The sequence below is a fragment of the Streptomyces sp. NPDC001070 genome (assembly GCF_053598835.1).
Genome location: NZ_JBSFLB010000005.1, coordinates 132,279 through 155,144, shown reverse-complemented (window position 1 = coordinate 155,144; position 22,866 = coordinate 132,279). Strand labels below are relative to the sequence as shown.

Sequence of the window (22,866 nt, the reverse complement as noted above, 5' to 3'; positions counted from 1 at the left end):
TTCCAGGCTGCTGAGATTCCCACGCCACGTCTCCTCTGTGCAACTGCGAGGACACACGGATGTAACGATCGGAAGATCTTGCAAGTCTTTGCAGCAAGGTCTTTCGTCAGGCTTTCATCCCTGTTACGTTCCTCGACAGCCCGGCGGCCGCAATGGCGCAGTCGGCAGGAGGGACGCGGCAACGCGCCCCGCACCATCACGGGCTTTCATCCTGGAGGAGATCACATGCGGCGTGGCATAGCGGCCACCGCGCTGGTTGCGGCGCTCGGGCTTGCGGCGACGGCTTGCGGCGGCGACGACAGCGGCAGTGACAAGGCCGGCGGTCCCGTCACCATCACCTGGTGGGACACCTCGAACGCGACGAACGAGGCGCCGACCTACAAGGCCCTGATCGCGGACTTCGAGAAGGCGAACCCGAAGATCAAGGTCAAGTACGTCAACGTGCCGTTCGACCAGGCGCAGAACAAGTTCCAGACCGCCGCGGGCAGCAAGGGCGCCCCGGACGTCATCCGCGCCGAGGTCGGCTGGACCGCCTCCTGGGCGAAGTCCCAGTTCCTCGCGCCGCTGGACGGCACCCCGGCGCTGGACAACCAGGACGACATCAACCCGTCCCTGCTCAAGCAGGCCCAGTACGAGGGCAAGACCTACGGTGCGCCGATCGTCACCGACACCCTCGCGCTGATGTGGAACAAGGACCTGCTGAAGAAGGCCGGCTTCGACAAGGCCCCCGCCACCTGGGACGAGCTGAAGGCCGTCGCCAAGGCGGTCAAGGCGAAGGACAAGGTCGACGGCTTCTGGATGCGTGCCGACTCGTACTACGAGCTGCCCTTCCTCTTCGGTGAGGGCACCGACATGGTCGACGCCTCGGCGAAGAAGATCACGATCAACTCGCCCGAGGCCGTCAAGGCCGTCGACGTGAGCAAGTCCGTGCTCGCCTCCCCCGGTGTCCACAAGCTGGACGTGACCGCCGACTCCTACGCCCACATGCAGGACGCGTTCGTCGGCGGCAAGGTCGCCATGATCATCCAGGGCCCCTGGGAGCTGACCAACATCTACAAGGGCTCCGCCTTCACGGACAAGGCCAACCTGGGCATCTCCTCCGTCCCGGCCGGCTCCACCGGCAAGGCGGGCGCCCCGACCGGCGGTCACAACCTGGCCGTCTACGCCGGCTCGGACAAGGCCCACCAGGAGGCGGCGGAGAAGTTCGTCGGCTTCATGACCTCGGGTGAGACCCAGGCCCAGATCACGCTGAAGAACGGCACCCTGCCGACCCGCACCTCCGCCTACACCGCCGAGGTCAAGGCCGCTCCCGGTGTCGCCGACTTCCAGTCGATCCTCGCCGACGTCGCCCGTCCGCGTCCGGAGCTGGCGGAGTACAGCTCGCTGTTCGCCGACTTCAACACCGGCCTGACCAACATCCTCCAGAACAAGGTCAGCACCCAGAAGGGTCTGGACGCGACCGCCGAGGCCTACAAGAAGCTCGTCAAGGACTTCCAGTAAGGCCCTGAGCCGTCCGGTCCGCCTCCCCGAAGCCGGGAGGCGGACCGGACGGCCCACCCGCGTCGGCACGCATGGTTCCCCGCCGTGTGACGCGGCTGTACCAACCTCTGAGAACCTCTCGAAAAGGTGCCGAAGATGACCGTCGCCGTCCAGGGCGGGACCCGGAAGACCAAGCGTGGCGCCGCGCCGCGCCCCGGTCCGCTCCGCCGCATCCGGCAGTCGTACAACCGCAACTGGTATGCCTGGGCCATGGTGGCGCCGGTCGTCGCCGTCATAGGCGTGCTGGTGCTCTACCCCCTGGTCCGCGGCATCTACCTGTCGCTGACCGACGCCAACAGCCAGAACGTCGGGCGGACGATCGGCGTCAACAAGATCCCGGACTCCTTCTCCTGGGTCGGCTTCAAGAACTACACGGAGATCCTCTCCGGGGCGGACCACCAGTTCTGGCCGCACTTCACCTGGACCATCATCTGGACCGTGGTCTGCGTCACCCTGCACTACGGTCTCGGCCTCGGTCTCGCGATGCTGCTCAACCGCAAGCTGCGCGGCCGCACCTTCTACCGGCTGGTCCTGATCCTCCCCTGGGCCGTCCCCACCTTCGTCACCGTCTTCTCCTGGCGGCTGATCCTCGCCGACGACGGCGGCATCCTGAACACCGTGCTGGGCTGGGCCCACCTGCCCACGCCCGCCTGGCTCAGCGACTCCTTCTGGCAGAAGACCTCCGCCATCCTGGTCAACACCTGGGTCGGTGTGCCCTTCATGATGGTCTCGCTGCTCGGCGGTCTGCAGTCGATCCCGAGCGAGCTGTACGAAGCCGCCGAGATGGACGGCGCCACCCCGTGGCAGCGCTTCCGCTTCGTCACACTCCCCGGGCTGCGCTCGGTGAGCAGCACGGTGATCCTGCTCGGCATCATCTGGACCTTCAACCAGTTCGTCGTCATCTTCCTGCTGTTCGGCGCCAGTGCAGGCCAGGACGCCCAGATCCTGGTCACCTGGGCCTACCGCCTCGGCTTCGGGCAGGACCCGCGCGACTACGCCGGCTCGGCCGCGTACGGCGTGATCATCCTGTCCATGCTCATCGTCTTCGCCTCCGTCTACCGGCGCTGGCTGGCCCGCAACGAGAACGCCACCGCCTGACGGCCGGCCCCGGCCAGGACACCAGCCACGACGAGAGAGAGGCAGCCACCCCCCCATGAGCACCACCGCAGACCTTCCCGTCACGGGAGCCACCCAGCACCCGGGCCCCGCCGCGGGCTCCCGCACCTCCGCCGGACGCCGGCCCCGGGGCCGCGGGGAGCGCAGCCGCGGCGCCTCGGTGCTGATCCACGCCGTCCTGCTCTTCGCGAGCTTCATCGCGGCCTTCCCGGTCCTGTGGATCGCCTGGGTCTCCTTCGGCCCGGACAAGACCGACTTCCTCCACCCGGCAGGGATCGCGGGCAAGTTCAGCTTCGAGAACTACACCAAGGTCCTCGGCGACACGAACTTCCTGCAGTGGTTCGTGAACTCCATGATCGTCGCCCTCGGCACCTGCGTGCTCGGCGTGTTCATCGCCGCCAGCGCCGGCTACGCGGTCTCCCGGATGCGCTTCCCCGGCCACCGGCAGCTGATGTGGACGTTCCTGGTGACCCAGATGTTCCCGGTCGCCATCCTCATCGTGCCGCTCTACAACATCCTGGCCAGCCTGGACCTGCTGGACACCTACTGGGCGCTCATCCTGGTCTACTGCACCACCGCGGTGCCGTACTGCGCCTGGCTGCTCAAGGGCTACTTCGACACCATCCCCCAGGAGATCGACGAAGCCGGCCGGGTCGACGGCCTCACCCCGTTCGGCACCTTCTACCGGCTGATCCTCCCGCTGGCGCGGCCGGGCCTGGCGGTGGCGGCCTTCTACACCTTCCTCACCGCCTGGGGCGAGGTCGCCTACGCGTCGGTCCTCATGCTCGGCGACGACAAGTACACCCTCGCCGTCGGCCTGACCACCTTCATCAGCGAGCACGACAACCAGTGGGACCTGATGGCGGCCACTTCCGTGCTCATCGCCCTTCCCGCGTCCGGGTTCTTCTACATCGTCCAGCGCCACCTGGTCACCGGCCTCACCGCCGGCGCGGCCAAGTCCTGACCCTTACCACCCGGGGCACCCGGCCCGACCGGCCGGGTGCCCCGGCCCTGCCTCATCGCCGTACCGAGCCTTCCATCCTCCAAGGGATCACCATGACCCAGTACCTGGCGGACTCCACCCGTCACCCCCACACCTCCGACCAGCCCGTGGCCGCCACGGACTGGTGGAGAGACGCGGTCATCTACCAGGTCTACCCCCGCAGCTTCGCCGACGGGAACGGCGACGGCATGGGTGACATCCCCGGCATCCGCGAGCGGCTCCCGTACCTGCGCGACCTCGGCGTCGACGCCGTCTGGCTGAGCCCCTTCTACGCCTCCCCCCAGGCGGACGCCGGCTACGACGTCGCCGACTACCGGGCCATCGACCCGATGTTCGGCACCCTCCACGACGCCGACGGACTGATCCGCGACGCCCACCGGCTGGGCCTGCGGATCATCGTGGACCTCGTCCCCAACCACTCCTCCGACCAGCACGAGTGGTTCAAGCAGGCGCTGCGCGAGGGCCCCGGCTCCCCGCTGCGGGCGCGCTACCACTTCCGTCCTGGCAAGGGCGAGAACGGCGAACTGCCGCCCAACGACTGGGAGTCCATCTTCGGCGGCCCCGCCTGGACCCGCGCCGCCGACGGCGAGTGGTTCCTGCACCTGTTCGCCCCCGAGCAGCCCGACTTCAACTGGGAGCACCCGGCCGTCCAGGACGAGTTCCGCTCGATCCTGCGCTTCTGGCTGGACATGGGCGTCGACGGCTTCCGCATCGACGTCGCGCACGGCCTGGTCAAGGCCGACGGCCTGCCCGACATCGGCGCCCACGAGCAGCTCAAGCTCCTTGGCAACGATGTCCTGCCCTTCTTCGACCAGGACGGCGTCCACGAGATCTACCGCTCCTGGCGGCGCATCCTCGACGAGTACGACGGCGAGCGCATCGCGGTCGCCGAGGCCTGGACCCCCACCGTCGAGCGCACGGCCAACTACGTCCGCTCCGACGAGCTGCACCAGGCGTTCAACTTCCAGTACCTCGGCACGAAGTGGGACGCCGTCGAGCTGCGCGAGGTCATCGACCGCTCGCTCGACGCCATGCGACCGGTCGCCGCGCCCACCACCTGGGTCCTGTCCAACCACGACGTGGTCCGCCACGCCACCCGGCTGTCCTCCGACGGCAAGACCTACGACCTGCGCCGCGCCCGCGCCGCCTCCCTGCTGATGCTGGCCCTGCCGGGCTCGGCGTACGTCTACCAGGGCGAGGAGCTGGGCCTGCCGGAGGTCACCGACCTTCCCGACGAGGCCCGCCAGGACCCGGCGTTCTTCCGCGCCGCCGGCCAGGACGGCTTCCGCGACGGCTGCCGCGTGCCGATCCCGTGGACCGCCGAGGGCACCAGCCACGGCTTCGGCAGCGGCGGCAGCTGGCTGCCGCAGCCCGAGGAGTGGGCGGGCCTCAGCGTCGCCGCGCAGACCGGCGACCCCGGCTCCACCCTGGAGCTGTACCGCTCCGCGCTGCGGCTGCGCCGCGACCAGCAGGGGCTGGGCGCGGGCGAGTCGGTCCAGTGGCAGGACGCCCCGGAGGGCGTGCTCTCCTTCCGCCGGCCCGGCTTCGCGTGCACCGTCAACACCACCGACGCGCCGGTGACGCTGCCCGTGCCGGGCATGGTCCTGCTGGCCAGCTCGCCGGTGGAGGTCACGGCGGACGGGGTCGTCGTCCCGGCCGACACGACCGTCTGGTGGGCCGTTTGACGTGCGTCGCGGTCGCATAGGGTCTGGAGCTGTGAGCACCACAGCCCGACTTGCCGACATCGCGGCCCAGGCGGGGGTCAGCGAGGCCACCGCCAGCCGCGTGCTGAACGGGAAGGCGGGGGTCGCCCCCGCCACCCGGCAGAAGGTGCTGGCCGCACTGGACGTGCTCGGTTACGAGCGTCCGGTGCGGCTGCGCCAGCGCAGCGCCGGCCAGATCGGGCTGATCACCCCCGAGCTCAACAACCCGATCTTCCCCGCCTTCGCCCAGGTCATCGAGCAGAACCTGACCGGCTACGGCTACACCGCGGTGCTGTGCACCCAGCACCCCGGCGGCTCCACCGAGGACGAACTGGTGGAGGCGCTCGTGGAGCGCGGGGTGCGCGGCATCGTCTTCCTGTCGGGGCTGCACGCCGACGTCACCGCCGACCCCGAGCGCTACGCCCGCCTCCTCGGCCAGGGCGTGCCCTACGTCCTGGTCAACGGCTTCAACCCGGCCATCGCCGGACCGTACATCTCGCCGGACGAGCGCGCCTCGGCGCGCATCGCCGTGCAGCACCTGGTGGAGCTCGGCCACCAGCGCATCGGCCTGGCCGTCGGGCCCAACCGCTATGTGCCGGTGCACCGCAAGGTCGAGGGCTTCGTGGAGGCGCTCGGCACCCTGCTGGGCCTCGGCGAGCGGGAGGCGGCGGGGTACGTCCAGCACACGCTGTTCTCCGTCGAGGGCGGTCATGCGGCCGCCGGGGCGCTGCTGGACAAGGGCTGCACGGGCATCGTGTGCGGCAGCGACCTGATGGCGCTGGGCGCCGTGCGGGCGGTGCGGGAGCGGGGGTTGTCCGTTCCCGGGGACGTCTCGGTCGTGGGTTACGACGACTCGCCGCTGATCGCCTTCACCGACCCGCCGCTGACCACGGTCCGCCAGCCGGTCGAGGCGATGGGCGCGGCCGCCGTGAACGCGCTGCTGGAGGAGATCGGCGGCAACCCGGTGCAGCGCTCGGAGTTCGTCTTCCAGACGGAGCTCGTCGTCCGCGGCTCCACGGGCCAGGCGCCCGGCGCCGGCCGGCACTCCTGAGCACGGGCCGATCCCGGCACCGGCCCGGCCGGTGGCCGCTTTCCGCGGGCCGGGCGGCTTCCGGCATGTGTTGAGGCGGGCCCCGGACCTGCCCCGGTCGGGGCGCAGCGGGGTGGCCTGACGGTCCGGGGCCCGCCTCCGTCTTGATGGCGACCGGTCCAGCCGGCCGGGCGCGTGGGACCCGCCGTCAGGGGCGGACCCCCGGCCGGCCGAACCGGGCCGAAGAGGAACGTAACAGCCGCTCCAGCCAGGAAGGAAGGCCCCTGCAGAAACTTTCTGCAAGATTCTGCAGGGGCCTTGCGGAGGCCTTGCGGGGGCCCTGCGAGGGGCCCCGTGAAAGACCTTGCGGAAGGACGCGGCGCAGGTGGGAGGCGGTCGGGGCGCGATGCCCACGCCGTCCGGACGGCTCCACGCCCGCTCCCGCCCGGTGACAGCGCCGGGCGGTCGGCGGGGGCGGGCCCGCCGGCCGCGGACGCCGGTACGGGCCCGGTCAGGGCGGCGGCGAGGAGTGCGGCGACTCCCGCGAGCGGCAGGGAGATGCGGCGGCGTGCGGGTCCGGACCGGGGGGCGGCGAGAGGGAGCGCCCGGTGACCGTCGTCCCGTCCTTCCGTCGTCGTCCGGCGCTTCGTTTCGCGGGCCCCGGGGTTCGGGGACGCGGGCGGCAGGGGTCCGGAGCCGTGGCCTTTGCGTTCACAGTGTCCGGTGTTCCGTCGCGGCGAAGCCGGATCTGACGGCCCGTCATCATTGGGTGGCCGCCGCGGAGACGACCTCATTGGAAATCCTTGCGACATCTTGCTGTAAGACCTTCGTAAGGGGTACGGTCCCGGTCACCGGTCCGGCACCGCTGCCGGACGAAGGCTCATGGCGCGTGGGCTCCCAGAGGTACAACCGTCCGCACACGGATTCCGCAAGGAGAACACCCCGTGGCCCAGCACACCGGGCTGCCCGCGTCCACGCGCTCACGCGCGCGTAGACGCGGAGCCGCAGCCGTCGCGGTGGCGGCGCTCGCCGCCGCCTTCGCCGTCCCCGCCGTGGCGCCCGCCGCTTCGGCGGCCGCCCCGCCCGCCCCGCCCTCCGACGCGGCGCTCGCCGCGCAGCCGGCGCGTCACGACCTCACGCGGGAGCAGTTCTACTTCGTACTGCCGGACCGTTTCGCCAACGGCGACGCGTCCAACGACAGGGGCGGCCTGACCGGCACCCGGCTCAGCACCGGCTACGACCCCACCGACAAGGGCTTCTACCAGGGCGGTGACCTCAAGGGGCTCACCCAGCGCCTCGACTACATCAAGGGCCTCGGCACCACCGCGATATGGATGGCGCCGATCTTCAAGAACCGGCCCGTCCAGGGCACCGGCGACAACGCGTCCGCCGGCTACCACGGCTACTGGATCACCGACTTCACCCAGGTCGACCCGCACTTCGGCACCAACGCCGACCTCAAGGCGCTGATATCCAAGGCCCACGCCAAGGGCATGAAGGTCTTCTTCGACGTCATCACCAACCACACCGCGGACGTGGTCGACTACGACGAGAAGTCCTACGGCTACCTCTCCAAGGGCGCCTTCCCGTACCTGACGAAGGACGGTGTGCCCTTCGACGACAGCGACTACGCCAAGGGCGGCAAGGCCTTCCCCGCGGTCGACCGCGACTCCTTCCCCCGCACCCCCGTCGTCACCGCGCAGAGCAAGGTCCCGGCCTGGCTCAACGACCCGACGATGTACCACAACCGGGGCGACTCCACCTTCGCCGGCGAGAGCTCCGACCAGGGCGACTTCTCCGGCCTGGACGACCTGTGGACCGAGCGTCCCGAGGTGGTGAAGGGCATGGAGGAGATCTACGAGAAGTGGGTCCGCGACTTCGCCGTCGACGGCTTCCGCATCGACACCGTCAAACACGTCGACCTGCCCTTCTGGACGCAGTGGGCCACCGCCCTCGACGCGTACGCGGCGAAGCACGGCCGCAAGGACTTCTTCATGTTCGGCGAGGTGTACTCGGCCGACACCGCCATCACGTCCCCGTACGTCACGCGGGGCCGCCTCGACTCGACGCTCGACTTCCCCTTCCAGGACGCCGCCCGCCAGTACGCCTCCCAGAGCGGCTCCGCGGCGAAGCTGGCCGGGGTCTTCGGTGACGACTACCGGTACACGACCGACAAGGCCAACGCGTACGAGCAGGTCACCTTCCTCGGCAACCACGACATGGGCCGCATCGGCACGTTCCTCAGGCAGGACAACCCGAAGGCCGACGACACCGAGCTCGTGAAGCGGGACCGGCTCGCCAACGAGCTGATGTTCCTCTCGCGCGGCAACCCGGTCGTCTACTACGGCGACGAGCAGGGCTTCACCGGCGCCGGCGGCGACAAGGACGCCCGCCAGACGATGTTCGCGTCCAAGGTCGCCGACTACCTCGACGACGACGAGCTGGGCACCGACCGCACCCACGCCAGCGACGCGTACGACACCGGCGCCCCGCTCTACAAGGCGATCGCCAAGCTGGCCGCGCTCCGCAAGGCCGAACCCGCGCTGGCCGACGGCGTCCAGACCGAGCGCTACGCCGCCGACGGCACCGGGATCTACGCCTTCTCCCGCACCGACGCCAAGACCCGCACCGAGTACGTCGTGGCCGTGAACAACGCGACCGAGGCGCGGACCGCCGACGTCCCCACCGGCTCCGCGAACACCGCCTTCACCGCCCTCTACGGCACGGACGGCTCCGTCACCAGCGGCTCCGACCGGAGGATCGGTGTCACCGTCCCGGCCCTGTCCACCGTGGTCTACAAGGCCGTGAAGCCGCTCGGCACCCCCGCCGCCAAGCCCGCCCTGACCCTGAAGGCCCCCGCCGCCGGTGCCACCGGCACCGTCGAGCTCTCCGCCGACGTCGACGGCGGGCAGCTGAACCGGGTCGTCTTCGCCGCGCAGACCGGCAACGGGGCGTGGCAGGTCCTCGGCTCCGCGGACCACGCGCCGTACAAGGTCACCCAGACGGTCGGCGACGACGTGACGCCCGGCACCGCGCTGCGGTACAAGGCCGTCGTGATCGATTCCGCCGGCCGTACCGCGAGCGCCACCGCCGAGACGACCAGCGGTACCCCGGCCCAGCCGGAGACCCCGGTGGCGAGCAGCCGCGACTACGCGGTCGTCCACTACAAGCGGGCCGACAACAATTACACCGACTGGCGCCTGTACACCTGGGGCGACATCGCCGACGGCGAGGGCACCACCTGGCCGGCCGGCCACGACTTCATCGGCCGCGACGCCTACGGCGCCTTCGCCTATGTGAAGCTCAAGCCGGGTGCGTCCAGCGTCGGTTACCTCGTCATCGACAAGGACGGCAACAAGGACGTCGCCGCCGACCGCTTCATCGACGTCACCAAGACCGGTGAGATCTGGGTGGAGCAGGGCAAGGAGGCAGTCGCCACCCAGGCACCGTCCGGCACCGAGCCGGGTCAGGACACGACCAAGGCCGTCCTGCACTACCACCGCGCCGACGGCGACTACAGCGGCTGGGGCCTGCACACCTGGACCGGTGCCGCGAACCCGACCGACTGGCCGAGCCCGCTGCAGCCGGTGCGCATCGACGCCTACGGCGCCGTCTTCGAGGTGCCGCTCGCCGCGGGTGCCACATCGCTCAGCTACATCATCCACAAGGGCGACACCAAGGACCTGCCCGCCGACCAGTCGCTGGACCTCGCCACCTACGGACACGAGGTGTGGCTGCTGAACGGCACCGAGAAGTACCTCCTGCCCTCCACCGCGGGCTCCTCCGCCGACCTCGACCTGTCGTCGGCCAAGGCCCAGTGGATCGACGCCGACACCGTCGCCTGGAAGACCGGTGACACCGCCGCGAGCTACCAACTGGTGTACGCCCCTGGCGGCGGCCTGGCCGCCAAGGACGGAGCGCTGTCCGGCGAGGGCCACTGGCTGCGCCTGAAGCCCGTCGCGGGCGGCCTCACCGACGCCCAGAAGGCCCGCTTCCCGCACCTGAAGGACTACGCGGCCTTCACGATCGACCCGCGCGACCGCGACCGCGTCCGCACCGCCCTCACCGGTCAGGTCGTCGCCACCCAGCGTCTCGCCAACGGCGCGTTGCTGTCCGCAACGGGCGTCCAGATCCAGGGCGTCCTCGACGACCTGTACGCGGCGAAGGCGACCAAGGCCGCCCTCGGCCCGGTCTTCGACCACGGCAGGCCCACGCTGTCCGTGTGGGCCCCCACCGCCCAGTCCGTGGCCCTGGACCTGGACGGCGCCGCCGTCCCGATGCGGCGCGACGCCTCCACCGGCGTGTGGAGCGTCAACGGCAAGCAGAGCTGGACCGGCAAGCCGTACCGCTACGTCGTCAAGGTCTGGGCGCCCAGCGTCCAGAAGGTCGTCACCAACAAGGTGACCGACCCCTACTCGGTCGCCCTGACCGCCGACTCCGAGCAGAGCCTGATCGTCGACCTCGACGACGACTCCCTTGCCCCCGGCGGCTGGTCCGGCCTGGCCAAGCCCAGGGCGGTCGGCCTGAACAACGCCCAGATCCAGGAGCTCCACATCCGGGACTTCTCCGCCGAGGACGCCACCGTCCCGGCGAAGGACAAGGGCAAGTACACCGCCTTCACCGACACCGGCTCCGCGGGCATGAAGCACCTGCGGGCGCTCGCGAAGTCCGGGGTCTCCTACGTCCACCTGCTGCCGGCCTTCGACTTCGCCACCGTCGCCGAGAAGAGCGCCGACCAGGCCCGTGTCGACTGCGATCTGGCCGCCTACCCGGCCGACTCCGACAAGCAGCAGGAGTGCGTGGCGGCGGTCGCCGCCAAGGACGCCTACAACTGGGGCTACGACCCCCTCCACTACACCGTCCCCGAGGGCTCCTACGCCACCGACCCGGACGGCACGAAGCGCACCGTCGAGTTCCGCAGGATGGTGCAGAGCCTCAACAAGGCAGGCCTGCGGGTCGTCATGGACGTGGTCTACAACCACACCGCCGCCAGCGGCCAGGACGACAAGTCCGTCCTCGACAGGATCGTGCCCGGCTACTACCAGCGGCTGCTCCCCGACGGCACCGTCGCCAACTCCACCTGCTGCTCCAACACCGCGCCCGAGAACGCGATGATGGGCAAGCTGGTCGTCGACTCCATCGTCACCTGGGCGAAGGAGTACAAGGTCGACGGCTTCCGCTTCGACCTGATGGGCCACCACCCCAAGGCGAACATCCTCGCCGTCCGCAAGGCGCTGGACGCGTTGACCCCCGCGAAGGACGGCGTCGACGGCAAGAAGATCATCCTCTACGGCGAGGGCTGGAACTTCGGCGAGGTCGCCGACGACGCCCGTTTCGTGCAGGCCACCCAGAAGAACATGGCCGGCACCGGCGTCGCCACGTTCTCCGACCGGGCCCGCGACGCGGTCCGCGGAGGCGGCCCCTTCGACTCCGACCCCGGCGTCCAGGGCTTCGCCTCGGGCCTGTACAACGAGCCCAACGGCTCGGCCGCCAACGGCACCGAGGCCGAGCAGAGGGCCCGCCTGCTGCACTACCAGGACCTCATCAAGGTCGGCCTCACCGGCAACCTGAAGTCCTTCTCCTTCACCGACAGCAGCGGCAAGGAGGTCACCGGCGCCGAGGTCGACTACAACGGCTCGCCCGCGGGGTACGCCGACGCCCCCGGTGACGCCCTCGCCTACGCAGACGCCCACGACAACGAGGCGCTGTACGACGCCCTCGCCTACAAGCTGCCCAAGGACACCCCGGCAGCCGACCGGGCCCGCATGCAGGTCGTCGCCGAGGCCGTCTCCGCGCTCTCCCAGGGCCCGGCGCTGTACCAGGCGGGCTCGGACCTGCTGCGCTCCAAGTCCCTGGACCGCAACTCGTTCGACTCCGGCGACTGGTTCAACGCCATCCACTGGGACTGCTCGGCCGGCAACGGCTTCGGCCGCGGCCTGCCGCCGAAGGCCGACAACGAGTCCAAGTGGGGTTACGCCAGACCGCTGCTGACCGCGGACACCCTCAAGGTCGGCTGCGCCCAGATCACCTCGGCCTCGGCCGCGTACCGGGACCTGCTGCGGATCCGCTCCACCGAGCCGGCCTTCGGGCTGACCACGGCGGCGCAGGTCCGGGAGCAGCTCTCCTTCCCGCTGTCCGGCAAGGACGAGACCCCGGGCGTCATCATCATGAAGGCCGGCAAGCTGGTCGTGGTCTTCAACGCCACCCCCAAGAGCCAGGACCAGCGGATCGGCGCCCTGTCCGGGAAGGGCTACGCCCTCCACCCGGTCCAGGCCGCCGGCTCCGACGCCGTGGTGAAGCGGGCCTCGTACGACGCCGCCTCCGGTACGTTCACCGTCCCGGCCCGCACGGTCGCGGTGTACGTCCAGAAGTAGCGACACGTTCCGTCACCGCCCGGCCGGCGGCCCCGCTCACCGCGGGCCTCGGCCGGGCGGTGCTGCGTACGGGCGAAGTGCGAGGCCAACCGGATGAATCGGCGGCGTGTCGGTCCGGGTGCCGGGTCGGGCAGGGGTACGTATCCGCGCGGCTCCGGTGACGCAGTGTGACTGGCGTTCCGGACGGCCTCGTTCCCGTCGTCCTCTGGAGGACCCTTGAAGCGGCGCCAGCGAATATCGCTCACCACTCTTCCCGCCCTGCTCGTCCTGATCGTCAGCACCCTCATAGGCACGGTCGCACCCGCCCACGCCGACGACTGGGGCCCGGGCGCACGCTTGCCGGCTTCCCCCGGCCACCCCACGGCCGAACCTGGGACGGGCCATGTGCCGCGCCCCTTGACGGGCCCCGCGCAGCGCCCACCGTCGGGCGTTCCCGGCGGGCCGGAGAACCGGCGTATCTGCGTCGGTGCCACCTTCACCAGTCCCAAGTTCTTCTGCGGTGACCCCCGGCTCGGCCCGCGCAACCTGCCGACCAAGGGACTGCTCGGCGCGATCCTGGCCAACTACCGGCGCCTCGACTCTCAGAACGCCAACGGGTTCCTTGGCACCTGGTGGGACTTCACGACGAACAGCTACAAGTTCCCGCCCACCGGGACCAACCCCGACGGATTCCGCACGGATTTCACCCCAGTCGACCTGACCCTGAGCGTCGGACAGAGGATCGACCGCTTCGGCAACGAGAGCGGGAGGTTCCTCGCGCCGGCGGGCTCGCCGTTCTCCCAGCGCTCCATCCCCCCGTCGAACCTCAACACCTTCGACGCGGGCTACCCCTTCAACTACCACCTGTACAAGGTCGCCAAGCCCTTCGTCGTCAAGGCGGGACCCGCGGAGCCCTGGTTCGGCCAGCCGGGCAACGGCCTCCAGTACGTGCTGCCCATGGGCGACACCGTGGCCAACCACGTCGCCAACCACGACCTCGTCCGGCTGAACTGACAGGCCCGGCCCATGGACCGACGTGAGCTGACCGAGGCGCTCGCCGCCGCCGGGGTGCCCGGCGGGCTGTACGAGATCCCCGGCTTCCACGAGTTCGACCTGAGGCCCCCGGACTTCAGGTACCTCCGGCAGGAGGGCGACATGTGGGTGGTCGGCAACTTCGAACGCGGCGTCCACGACCCGCAGCGGTGCTTCGACACCGAGGACGCGGCATGCCGCTACCTCTACGACCGGCTCACGAACCGCGGCCCCGGTCCGGGCCCCGGATCCGACGAGGAGATGGAGGAGGTTCTCCGCGACCGGGAGGAGATCCAGCGCGCGGCCCATGACGCCTACGAGCGGGCCCGGCGCCGGGAGACCTGACCCCGGGAACCTCGTCGGCCGCAGACGGCGGAGCGGCCCGCCCCCGAACCTCCGGGCGGGCCGCTCCGCTTCGTGTGCCTACAGCTTCTTCTCCAGCAGCGTCACCGCGTACGGGCTGCCCTTGCCGCCCTGCTTGTGGGGCTGCTCGCCGACGACCGTGTAGCCCGCCCCCTCGTAGTACGCCCGCAGCTGCGGATTGCTCGCCACGCAGTCCAGCCGTGCGTACGGGCGGCCCTCCGCGGCGATGCGGCGCTCCGCCCGGTCGAGCATCGCCCGGCCCGCGCCCCGCGGGGCCGCCGCCCGGTCCACCATCAGGCGGTGGATGTAGCCCGCGTCCGGTGGGCGCACTCCCCAGGCGTGCTCGTCGGTCCACCACAGCTCCCAGGCGCCGACCACGCGGTCGCCGTGCTCCGACAGCCAGACCTCGCCCTCCGCCATGCGCGCGCGGAAGTGCTCCTCGCCCATCTCGCCCGGCTTCCACTGGTCGATGCCGTGCTCCTGCATCCAGCGCGCCGCGCCGTCCCGGAGGCGTACGAGGGTGGGAGCGTCGTCGGGCCGCGCGAGGCGGTATGCGAGATCGTTCATGCCCCCATTGTCACGGAGCCGTTCCCCTGCCATCGCTCGGCCGGTCCCGCGAGGGCCGGGCCGACCAGCCCCATGCCGACCAGGCCGGGCATGCCCAGCACATGGAGCAAGGCGAGCACCGAGCCCCAGTCCCTCGCGCGCCGGGATGCGTCACGACCTCCACCGGCTTGTCCGGATGGTCGAGCCGTCCACCGGGGTCACGGTGACGACGCCGTCGCAGGAGACGGCCGAGGTGCGGCCAGGTCCTGGTCGTGGCCTCCGCGATCAAGAGGGCGACGCTCACCAGCCTCTGCCAGAGCGTCGACCGCGGCGGCACCAACCTGGTCATCACGGCGGGCGGCGGCCCGCGGTCACCTCGAACCTCGGCGGCTTCCTCGTCGGGCTGCCGCTCGGCGTCGCCGGCGGCTGCCTCGCCTTCGGCCGGCAGCCGGGCGCCGGGGGTGCCTCCCGGCCGCCGACGCGGCGCCCCGGCGGCCGCTCCCGCGGAGCCGGCCGCCGGGGCGGGGCAGGGCGGGCTCAGCGCAGCGTCGTGAGCTTCGCGCCCGAGTCGAGCACCGCCGACAGTTCGGCCCGGGCGCCCTGCTCGGCCCGTACCGCCATCGTCGGACCCTTCGTGGAGCCGGTCACGCCGCCCGTGGCCTTGATCCGCGCCACGTCACGGCTGCCCGCCGCCAGCAGATACCAGTGCCCGGCCGTGGACTTCCACAGTGCCCCGGCCAGCACCTGGGGCACCGCCCGGCCGCATGCCCCGGTGTCCCGGCCGCTCTGGCCCACCGGTGCGCCGGGGCTGCCCGGCTTCGACACCGGCGGCATGAACAGGGCCAGCGCCCGGCCGTCCGTGCCGCGCCAGGTGTCGGCGCGGGCGCAGACCCACGACGCCTGCCCGTTGTCCTCCGGCAGCCGCTGCACCGCGTACCGCCAGACGTTGACCGACCGGGTGCCCAGCCCGCTCATCGAGGAGAGGTTGCAGGCCGTGCGGGCCACGTTCGCCAGCGCCGTCGGACCGGTGGCCTCCATCCGGGCGCCGCCCCCGGCCGGCTGGTAGGTGAGGTGCGCCGGTACGAGATCGCCGAGGTCGGTGAGGAGGAACGACCGGTCCACGCCGAGCCCGGCGGCGGCGCGGAACTGCAGCGCCGGCCAGGTGTCCCCGCACACCCCGGGACCGCTGTCCGCGCCGGGCATCCGCACCGGTTCGGTCACCCCGTCCGCCGCGCGGTCGAGCTTCGCCGTCCCGCGCTTGGGGTCCAGCAGGTCACGGGAGGCCGCCTCGGTGACCCAGGGGGCGGTCAGGAAGCGCGTGTTGCCGTCCGTCCGGCCGAGCACCACGGCCGCCGTGGTGACGTCCGCGCCGTCCACCCTGGCGAAGTCCAGCGCCGCGGAGCCCCCGCCGTCGCGCGGTTCGGCGTACCGCACCAGCCGCAGACCGTCGTACATCAGCACCACGGTCGCGCCGTCCACGTCGCCCGCGTACAGCAACTGCGGCTGCTGCGCGGGCAGGCCCTCGGCGGTTCCCTTGGTGGCCGAGACGGCGACCCGGGCGCCGGGGTGCGCCCACACCGCCATGGCGCGCCCCAGCAGCGCGGTGTCACCGGTGCGTCCGCCGCGGGCCGGCCAGGCCGTGAAGTCCACGCGGGTGGCACGGGTCCACGCGGTGTTGCCGACCTTGACCAGCTTCGCCGGGTCCAGCAGTCCCGCGGTCCCGTAGCCGCCGGGCGACCCGCCCGCCGGGTACGGGTCCTGCCCGCCGCTCAGCACCGCGACCAGGGTCGCGGTGACGGCGATCGCGCCCGCCGCGATCAGGGCCGCCCGTACGTGCTGCCGCCTGCGCAGCAGATCTGTCGGCCGGGCCTGCACCGTGCACGGGTCGAATCCGCTGCCGCCGAGCAGCAGGCCCTCCGGCACCGCCCTGGCGGCCTTCAACGCGCCCCGCGGGTCGGGCACCCCGGCGGCCACCAGCAGCCTGCGCACCTCGCGGCCGTCCGCGTGCCGGGGCCGTTCCAGCTCCAGCAGCGCGTAGGCCGCCCGCCCGGCCGCGTTCAGCCCGGCCAGCGCCCGGTCCAGTTCCGCCTCGTCCGTCCCGTTCGCCTTGGCGTGCAGCCGCAGCCCCCAGACGTACGGCGCGGGACCGTCCGCCAGCGCCTTGCGCAGCCGGCCGCGCCAGCCCCGCTCGCGCCCGAACGCCAGCGCCGTGTCGAGTACTTCCTGCCGCACCAGCGCGTACGCCGGGTCGATCGACCCCCGTGGCCCCGGCACATCCACCACCGCGGGGTCCGGTTCGCAGGGCGACCGCGGCAGCGCGCCCTGCGTCAGGGTGTGCGCGGTCAGCACCCTTCGGTGCCGGCCGAGCGACGGAGGCAGCGTGAGATACGCCAGCCGGACCAGATGCGGATAGTTCTCGACGAGCGCGGCCTCCGCCTCCTCGACGTCCACGATGACGGGTGCGCCGTGCCGGGGACGGGTGGCGGTCGCGTGGTGGGCATTCACGTTCCGTAGAACGAGTGATTTCTGGGATGGTCACCCCGCCCGGCTCCGTGCCTGGTCGCGCGGCCGGTCCCGCGCCGGGCCCCGCGCCCGGCCCCGCGGGAGGCGAGTACGAGGTCCGAATCCCGCCGGACTCCGCGGGCGGACCCGGCGAGGCTGGGGGCATGGACACCGATCGCACCGTGTACGAGGTCCGGGCCGTCGACCCGGCCGTGGTCAAGGAGTTGCGCGACACCGATGACGCCGGTCTCGTCCCGCGCCCCGAACGGGACCCGGAGGGCGGCTCGCCGCTCCGCTGCTGCCTGCGGCACAGCGCGCCGGGCGAGCGGATCGCGCTGGTCGCCTACGCGCCGCTGCGGCGCTGGGCCGCGGCGACGGGGGCGGACCCCGGCCCGTACGCGGAGACCGGGCCGGTCTTCGTGCACGCCGCCGCCGAGGACTGCCCCGGCCCGCCGGACGACTCCCGCTACCCCGCGCCGCTCCACGGCGAGCGCAGGGTGTTCCGCTGCTACGACGCCCGCGGTCGCATCCTGGGCGGCCGTCTGGTGCAGCTGACCGCCGACGAGGTCGCCGCGGGTGCCGCCGACGCCGTCCTGGCGGCCCGTTTCGCCGACCCGCGCGTCGCCCTTGTGCACGTACGGGCCGTGGAGTACGGCTGCTTCCTCTTCGAGGCCGTCCGCACCGCGTGAACGCGCCGAGGGCGCCCGTCGTGTGGACGGGCGCCCTCGGGGAGGCGGTGGGCCGTGGCCTCAGACCAGTTCGGCCTTCTCCAGCGCCGAGCAGCAGGTGTCGACGATGAGGCGGGTGACGACGTAGGGGTCGACGTTGGCGTTGGGACGGCGGTCCTCGATGTAGCCCTTCTTGTCGACCTCGACCTGCCACGGGATGCGGACCGAGGCGCCGCGGTTGGAGACGCCGTAGCTGTACTCGCTCCACGGGGCGGTCTCGTGGGCACCGGTCAGGCGGGCCTCGACGCCGGAGCCGTACTGCGTGATGTGCTCCATCGGCTTGTCGTCGCGGCCGAGGGCCTCGCAGGCCTCGATGATCGCGTCGTAGCCCTCGCGCATGGCCTTGGTGGAGAAGTTGGTGTGCGCGCCCGCGCCGTTCCAGTCGCCCTTGGCCGGCTTGGGGTCGAGGGTGGCGGAGATGCCGAACTCCTCGGCGGTGCGGTAGAGCAGCCAGCGCGCGACCCACAGCTGGTCGGCGACCTCCAGCGGGCTCAGCGGACCGACCTGGAACTCCCACTGGCCGGGCATGACCTCGGCGTTGATGCCGGAGATGCCCAGGCCCGCGGCGAGGCAGTTGTCCAGGTGCTTCTCGACGACCTCGCGGCCGAAGATCTCGTCGGCGCCGACGCCGCAGTAGTAACCGCCCTGCGGGGCCGGGTAGCCGCCCTCGGGGAAGCCGAGCGGGCGGGAGCCCTGGAAGAAGGTGTACTCCTGCTCGATGCCGAACAGCGACTCCTGGCCCGCGAAGCGCTCGGCGACCGGGCGCAGCAGCGCACGGGTGTTGGACTCGTGCGGGGTGTCGTCGATGTTGAAGACCTCGCACAGGACGAGCACGTTGGCGCCGCCGCGGATCGGGTCCGGGTACGTGGCGACCGGCTTGAGCACACGGTCCGAGCTGTGGCCCTCGGCCTGGTTGGTGCTGGAGCCGTCGAAGCCCCAGGTACCGGGCTCCGCGCCGTCAGCGAGGATCTTGGTCTTCGAGCGCAGCTTGGCGGTCGGCTCGGTACCGTCGATCCAGATGTACTCGGCCTTGTAGCTCACGGGCGTCATCCTTGGGGGCGTGGGCCTTGCGGGGCGGGTTCTGTTGCCGCTGCAGCGTCACAACCTGCGATTTCGCATCCATTGCCCGTGTGTTAACCCGATGTGAACGCGCTGCTGTCTCATCTGCCGGACACTCCGCCCGCGCCTCCCGGCGGGCTCCCGCGAAGCCCGGCGGCCGCCGTCCGGGCGCCGTCGGGGCGCCGAAGAACCCGGGCCCGCGGACCGGTTGGCGCCCCCCGCGGGTTCCGGGGCCGGAGCGGGCACGGGTGCCCGCGGACCGCTGTGACCAGGGCCGTAGGGTGTGTGCCATGCCTCACATCACCGTGGACTACACCGGCAACCTCGCCGACGCGTTCGACCGGCGCGGCTTCGCGCTCGCGTTGCACCCGCTCGTCGCCAAGATCATCGACACCAGGGTCGAGGCGTGCAAGACCCGCTTCCGCCGGTCCGAGGAGTACGTCCTCGTCGACGGCGCCCCCGAGCACGCGATGATCCTCGTCCAGGCCGCCGTCCTGTCCGGGCGCACGCCCGAGGCGAAGACGCAGCTGAGCGAGGCCGTCCTGGAACTGCTGCGGGAGCACCTCGCGCCGACGCCGCAGCTGAGCGTGCAGACCGCCGTCGACATCGTCGACCTGGACCGCACCTGGTACCGCAGCCACACCGAGCCGGCGGGGGAGCGGTGACCATGCGCATCGGACTGCTCGGCACCGGCCCCTGGGCGGAGATCGCCCACGGTCCCGCCCTCGCCGCCCACCCCGAGGTCGAGTTCACCGGGATCTGGGGCCGCCGCCCCGATGCGGCGGCCGCGCTCGCCGCGACCCTCGGCACCCGCGCCTACGCGGACGTCGACGACCTCATCGCCGACGTGGACGCCGTCGCCGTCGCCCTGCCCCCGGACGTGCAGGCCCCGCTGGCCGCGCGCGCCGCCGAGGCCGGCCGGCACCTGCTGCTCGACAAGCCGGTCGCCACGACCGTCGCCGACGCCCGCCGCGTAGCCGACGCCGCCGAGGCCGCCGGAGTTGCGTCGGTGGTCTTCTTCACCCTGCGCTTCGACGCCACCAGTTCCGCCTGGATCGACGAGCAGTCCGCCCAGGACGGCTGGTTCACCGCCCGCGCGGAGTGGCTCGGCTCCGTCTTCACCTCCGGCGACAGCCCCTTCGCCGACTCCCCGTGGCGGCGCGAGAAGGGCGCGTTGTGGGACGTCGGCCCGCACGCGCTGTCCGTGCTGCTCCCCGTCCTCGGAGACGTCACCGCGCTCACCGCCGTCCAGGGACCCGGGGACACCGTCCACCTGGTGCTGCGGCACGACAGCGGGGCCTCCAGCACGGCGGCCCTCAGCCTCACCGCCCCGCCCGCGGCCGCGGGCATGACGGTCGAAGTGCGCGGCACCTCCGGCGTCGCCACGCTCCCCGGCCGCGCCGACGGGCCGGTGCCCGCCTTCGGCAACGCCATCGACGCCCTGCTCACGGCGGTCCGCACCGGAGTTCCCCACCCCTGCGACGCCCGGTTCGGGGCCCGCGTGACGGAGTTGCTGGCTTCGGCCGACCCTGCGTGACGCGCCGTCAGGGGCAGAACCCTGGCGGGCGACTTGCGAAGTGCCTATCGTTTTGGGTATGGCAGCGGACTGGTGGTCCATCGAAGTCCTCAACGCCAGCACATCCGCCGCGGCATGGCGTGACGCGTACGCGCCGACGCTCGTGGAGTCGGCGGTCACCAACCGTGCACTGGCGTGGGAATGGCACACGTACGGGTGGGGCGTCGTCTTCGAGTTGTGCTTCCGCGAAGAGGAGCACTGGCTCGCGTGGCGCGTCCTGCCCGGCACTCGCGCGGCGCTCGACGCCGTCCCCGATCCGGTCTCCGGCGTCCTGGTCCACCGCGGTCGCGGCGGCACCAGCGGCGCCTACGTCCCCCGCGCCCCGCGCCGCTCCCCGGGCGCGGCCGCGGTGGGACTCCCCGAGCCCCCGCCGGAACCGGCCGGCACCCCGGCCGTCCTGTGCGAACGGGCGGCGCGCGCGTAGCGCTTTCAGCGTGCGCCGCGCCGCGCCCTCGCCGACGGGGCCCTGCGGGCCGGCGAGGACGCCGGGCTGCCGCTGCACCGCTTCCCGCTGGAGCGCACCGGCGACGCGGCGGTGGAGGAGGGCGCGGTGGGCAAGGTCGTCATCGACGTGCAGGGCGCGGCACCCGCGGGCGGCCCCGGCTGTCGTGTTTGTTCAAGACCGGCCGTCGCCCGCGCCCCGAGCATGGGCGCATGACCGAACCCCACGCGCACATGATCGAAGCCGCCGTCGAGGCCGCCCGCGTCGCCCGGGGGGCGGGCGGCGACTCCGCCCTGCTCTCCGGGCCGACCCCCTGCGGGGAGTGGGACACCCGCACGCTGCTGAACCACTGGATCCTCTACACCTCGCACGGCCTGGAGCACCGGGCCCTGCGCAAGCCGCTGCCCGAGGAGCTCACCGCCCGCGACTTCACCGCCGATCCGGACTGGGCCGGGGCGTACGCGGAGCAGCTGGACCGCGCCGTCGCCGCCTGGGCGGCGCCGGAGGTCTGGGAGGGCGAGGTCGACCTCGGCCACGCGAAAATGCCCGCGGCGGAGATCGCCGCGATGATCGTCAAGGAGCTCGTGGTCCACGGCTGGGACGTCGCCCGCGCCACCGGCCAGGAGTACCGCTGCGGTGCGGGGCTCGGCGGGTTCGTGCTGGGGGTCGTCGACCGCTACGCCGAGGTCTACCGCCGGTACGAGGGCTTCGCCGCGCCCGTCACGCTCCCCGACCCCGGCGCGGCCACCGCCTTCGAGCGCGCGCTGGCCCTGTCGGGCCGCACGCCTACGCGCTGATGACGTTCGCGCCGAGCAGGCCGAAGAGCAGGACGCCGATCACGATCCGGTAGATGATGAACGCGTTGAAGGAGTGCTTCGCCACGAACTTCAGCAGCCAGGCGATCGAGGCGTACGCGACGACGAAGGAGACGACCGTCCCGACGACGAGCGGCGCCGTGTCCACCCCGGCGCCGAGCGCGTCCTTGAGCTCGTACAGGCCGGCGCCGGTCAGCGCGGGGATGCCCAGGAAGAAGGAGAGGCGGGTCGCGGCGACCCGGTCCAGGTCGAGGATGAGCGCGGTGGACATCGTCGCGCCGGAGCGGGAGAAGCCGGGGAAGAGCAGGGCGAGGATCTGCGAGGACCCGACGAGCATCGCGTCCTTGAACGTGGTGTCGTCCTCGCCGCGCTTGTGGCGGCCCATCTGGTCGGCCGCCCACATCACGCCGCTGCCGACGATCAGCGATCCGGCCACCACCCACAGCGAGGCCAGCGGCCCCTCGATCAGCTTCTTGGCGGCGAGGCCCACGACGACGATCGGGATGGTCGCGCAGATCACCCACCAGGCGAACTTGTAGTCGTGGTGGTAGCGCTCCTCGCGGTGGACCAGGCCGGTGAACCACGCCTTGCAGATCCGGACGATGTCCTTGAAGAAGTAGACCAGCACGGCCGCGATGGCGCCGGACTGGATGACCGCGGAGAAGGCGACGACGGCCTTGTCGTCGACCGGGATGCCCATCAGGCCTTCGGTGATCTTCAGGTGGCCGGTGGACGAGATCGGGAGGAACTCCGTGATCCCCTCCACGACGCCGAGCACAGCTGCCTGACCGATACTGATGGCGCTCATGGGACCCATCTCTGCGGAGGACGTGGCATGCCCGGGCCTGCACCGGCCGGAGCCCTACGGAGTGTAAGAGAAGTACCTCGCCGCCAGCGAACCAGGGCCTGCCGTGAGGGCGCGGCCCGGCGCCCGGGACCCCGCAACGGGGCGGCCGCGCGACAGGACAATCCGTTTCGACGTCGGATATGTCACATCATCGGCCCCCGGTGCCCCGCCTGTTCCGGGGGCAGGGCACCGGGCGGAACCAGGCCGTCGAG

General features: G+C 71.9%; 18 protein-coding genes and 1 pseudogene. 14 read left to right on the top strand and 5 right to left on the bottom strand.

Annotation, left to right across the window (positions count from 1 at the left end; genetic code table 11):
* Positions 1–225 precede the first annotated feature (225 nt).
* The 8 genes from ACWDAS_RS08340 (at position 226) to ACWDAS_RS08305 (ending at position 14,121) form a co-directional block, all read left to right on the top strand.
* Entirely contained in the window at positions 226–1,500 is a 1,275-nt protein-coding gene (locus ACWDAS_RS08340; RefSeq protein WP_450388066.1) for an extracellular solute-binding protein, read from the top strand.
* A gap of 135 nt (positions 1,501–1,635) precedes the next feature.
* Positions 1,636–2,637, top strand: a complete 1,002-nt coding sequence (locus ACWDAS_RS08335; protein ID WP_450388065.1) for a carbohydrate ABC transporter permease — start codon at positions 1,636–1,638, stop codon at positions 2,635–2,637.
* A gap of 55 nt (positions 2,638–2,692) precedes the next feature.
* On the top strand, positions 2,693–3,619 hold the full coding sequence (locus tag ACWDAS_RS08330; protein WP_450388064.1) for a sugar ABC transporter permease: 927 nt from the start codon (positions 2,693–2,695) through the stop codon (positions 3,617–3,619).
* Between the two features lie 92 nt (positions 3,620–3,711).
* Positions 3,712–5,343, top strand: a complete 1,632-nt coding sequence (locus tag ACWDAS_RS08325; RefSeq protein ID WP_450388063.1) for a glycoside hydrolase family 13 protein — start codon at positions 3,712–3,714, stop codon at positions 5,341–5,343.
* A gap of 31 nt (positions 5,344–5,374) precedes the next feature.
* The gene (locus tag ACWDAS_RS08320; RefSeq protein ID WP_450388062.1) at positions 5,375–6,412 is read left to right on the top strand and encodes a LacI family DNA-binding transcriptional regulator; all 1,038 of its coding nucleotides are present in this window, start codon (positions 5,375–5,377) and stop codon (positions 6,410–6,412) included.
* 923 nt (positions 6,413–7,335) lie between these two features.
* Positions 7,336–12,765 (top strand): pullulanase-type alpha-1,6-glucosidase, encoded by a 5,430-nt coding sequence (gene pulA, locus ACWDAS_RS08315; RefSeq protein WP_450388061.1) that lies wholly within the window; start codon positions 7,336–7,338, stop codon positions 12,763–12,765.
* A gap of 216 nt (positions 12,766–12,981) precedes the next feature.
* Complete coding sequence (locus tag ACWDAS_RS08310) at positions 12,982–13,758, top strand: TNT domain-containing protein (RefSeq protein ID WP_450388060.1); 777 nt, start codon at positions 12,982–12,984, stop codon at positions 13,756–13,758.
* Between the two features lie 12 nt (positions 13,759–13,770).
* Positions 13,771–14,121 (top strand): hypothetical protein, encoded by a 351-nt coding sequence (locus tag ACWDAS_RS08305; protein WP_450388059.1) that lies wholly within the window; start codon positions 13,771–13,773, stop codon positions 14,119–14,121.
* Positions 14,122–14,199: 78 nt separating this feature from the next.
* Here ACWDAS_RS08305 and ACWDAS_RS08300 read toward each other — a convergent pair whose 3' ends face one another.
* Both ACWDAS_RS08300 and ACWDAS_RS08295 read right to left on the bottom strand, forming a co-directional pair.
* Complete coding sequence (locus ACWDAS_RS08300; RefSeq protein WP_450388058.1) at positions 14,200–14,706, bottom strand: GNAT family N-acetyltransferase; 507 nt, start codon at positions 14,704–14,706, stop codon at positions 14,200–14,202.
* On the bottom strand, positions 14,703–14,825 hold the full coding sequence (locus ACWDAS_RS08295) for a hypothetical protein (RefSeq protein ID WP_450388057.1): 123 nt from the start codon (positions 14,823–14,825) through the stop codon (positions 14,703–14,705). The genes ACWDAS_RS08300 and ACWDAS_RS08295 overlap by 4 nt, the downstream gene beginning before the upstream one ends.
* Positions 14,826–14,942: 117 nt before the next feature.
* Between ACWDAS_RS08295 and ACWDAS_RS08290 the strand changes: the two are divergent.
* Positions 14,943–15,054, top strand: a pseudogene (locus ACWDAS_RS08290) (DUF6230 family protein); the annotation flags it as partial.
* 168 nt (positions 15,055–15,222) lie between these two features.
* On the opposite strand, the gene ACWDAS_RS08285 reads toward ACWDAS_RS08290, so the two are convergent.
* Positions 15,223–17,190, bottom strand: coding sequence for a hypothetical protein (locus ACWDAS_RS08285; protein WP_450388056.1), 1,968 nt, complete (start codon positions 17,188–17,190; stop codon positions 15,223–15,225).
* 161 nt (positions 17,191–17,351) lie between these two features.
* Here ACWDAS_RS08285 and ACWDAS_RS08280 point away from each other — a divergent pair, with 161 nt between their 5' ends.
* Positions 17,352–17,876, top strand: a complete 525-nt coding sequence (locus ACWDAS_RS08280) for a DUF1203 domain-containing protein (RefSeq protein ID WP_450388055.1) — start codon at positions 17,352–17,354, stop codon at positions 17,874–17,876.
* 60 nt (positions 17,877–17,936) lie between these two features.
* On the opposite strand, the gene glnII is transcribed toward ACWDAS_RS08280, so the two are convergent.
* A complete protein-coding gene (gene glnII, locus ACWDAS_RS08275) occupies positions 17,937–18,956 on the bottom strand; it encodes a glutamine synthetase (protein ID WP_450388054.1) in 1,020 nt (339 codons plus the stop codon).
* A 308-nt stretch (positions 18,957–19,264) separates the two neighbouring features.
* Between glnII and ACWDAS_RS08270 the strand changes: the two genes are divergently transcribed.
* From ACWDAS_RS08270 to ACWDAS_RS08255, 4 genes are all read left to right on the top strand, one after another.
* A complete protein-coding gene (locus tag ACWDAS_RS08270; RefSeq protein WP_450388053.1) occupies positions 19,265–19,639 on the top strand; it encodes a 5-carboxymethyl-2-hydroxymuconate Delta-isomerase in 375 nt (124 codons plus the stop codon).
* A gap of 2 nt (positions 19,640–19,641) precedes the next feature.
* Complete coding sequence (locus ACWDAS_RS08265; RefSeq protein ID WP_450388052.1) at positions 19,642–20,511, top strand: Gfo/Idh/MocA family protein; 870 nt, start codon at positions 19,642–19,644, stop codon at positions 20,509–20,511.
* 58 nt (positions 20,512–20,569) lie between these two features.
* On the top strand, positions 20,570–20,974 hold the full coding sequence (locus ACWDAS_RS08260; RefSeq protein WP_450388051.1) for a hypothetical protein: 405 nt from the start codon (positions 20,570–20,572) through the stop codon (positions 20,972–20,974).
* 230 nt (positions 20,975–21,204) lie between these two features.
* A complete protein-coding gene (locus ACWDAS_RS08255) occupies positions 21,205–21,789 on the top strand; it encodes a TIGR03086 family metal-binding protein (RefSeq protein WP_450388050.1) in 585 nt (194 codons plus the stop codon).
* Here ACWDAS_RS08255 and ACWDAS_RS08250 read toward each other — a convergent pair.
* Entirely contained in the window at positions 21,779–22,615 is an 837-nt protein-coding gene (locus ACWDAS_RS08250; protein ID WP_450388049.1) for an undecaprenyl-diphosphate phosphatase, read from the bottom strand. The genes ACWDAS_RS08255 and ACWDAS_RS08250 overlap by 11 nt on opposite strands.
* Positions 22,616–22,866: the final 251 nt, after the last annotated feature.